The sequence below is a fragment of the Cryobacterium sp. 10I1 genome, assembly GCF_035019805.1.
GTDB classification, from domain to species: domain Bacteria; phylum Actinomycetota; class Actinomycetes; order Actinomycetales; family Microbacteriaceae; genus Cryobacterium; species Cryobacterium glucosi.
Window position 1 is genome coordinate 1 of the sequence record NZ_JASJVF010000597.1, and the last position, 354, is coordinate 354.

The window sequence follows — 354 nt, forward strand, 5'->3', positions numbered from 1 at the left end:
GAGCTCGGCGAGTCGCCGGATGACGCTCGAGGGAGCGGCTCCGAGGTTCTTATCCAGAGCGACGAGCTCCGGGGTGATCAGTGCACTCACTGGACATCCTCCTTTGGATGGGTCAGCTGCGTCACGGTGACGTCGCTGGGCTTTGTTTGGTTCAGTGCCGGAACGGTTGATCCGGGCAAAGATGCGGCTGCGGCCCCGTGGGCTGCTGCCTGGCGGAGCGCATCGGGGGCGCTGCCGCCGGCCAGGTCGCTCAGCAGGAAGCCGGCCAGCGACGAGTCGCCGGCGCCGACGGTGCTCACGGCGACCATGGGCGGCGTCTGGGCGAGCCAGGATCCGTCCCTGGTCGTCAACACG

At 68.6% G+C, this 354-nt stretch carries 1 protein-coding gene; it reads right to left on the minus strand.

What is annotated here, in order from left to right; all coding sequences use genetic code 11:
* Positions 1 to 86 precede the first annotated feature (86 nt).
* Positions 87 to 354, minus strand: a 268-nt coding sequence (locus QN345_RS19935) for a PfkB family carbohydrate kinase (RefSeq protein WP_323509228.1), incomplete at its 5' end; no start/stop codon positions are given.